The organism is Novosphingobium aureum, from assembly GCF_015865035.1.
In the GTDB taxonomy this organism is placed as follows: Bacteria; Pseudomonadota; Alphaproteobacteria; order Sphingomonadales; family Sphingomonadaceae; genus Novosphingobium; species Novosphingobium aureum.
Genome location: NZ_JADZGI010000027.1, coordinates 1 through 477, shown reverse-complemented (window position 1 = coordinate 477; position 477 = coordinate 1). Strand labels below are relative to the sequence as shown.

Here is a 477-nt window from a genome sequence, read left to right as displayed (position 1 = left end):
GTCGAACGACTACTGGGATATCTAATCCTGTTTGCTCCCCACGCTTTCGCGCCTCAGCGTCAGTTGTCGTCCAGCAGGCCGCCTTCGCCACTGGTGTTCCTCCTAATATCTACGCATTTCACCGCTACACTAGGAATTCCGCCTGACTCTCCGATACTCAAGAAGAACAGTTTCAAATGCAGTTTATGGGTTAAGCCCATAGATTTCACATCTGACTTGCTCTCCCGCCTACATGCCCTTTACACCCAGTAAATCCGGACAACGCTTGCCACCTACGTATTACCGCGGCTGCTGGCACGTAGTTAGCCGTGACTTTCTGGTTGATTACCGTCAAATAAAGGCCAGTTACTACCTCTATCCTTCTTCACCAACAACAGAGCTTTACGATCCGAAAACCTTCTTCACTCACGCGGCGTTGCTCCATCAGACTTGCGTCCATTGTGGAAGATTCCCTACTGCTGCCACCCGTAGGTCAGC

1 rRNA gene is annotated in these 477 nt (G+C 50.9%); it reads right to left on the bottom strand.

What is annotated here, in order from left to right:
• A 16S ribosomal RNA gene (locus tag I5E68_RS19990) occupies window positions 1-477 on the bottom strand; the annotation flags it as partial.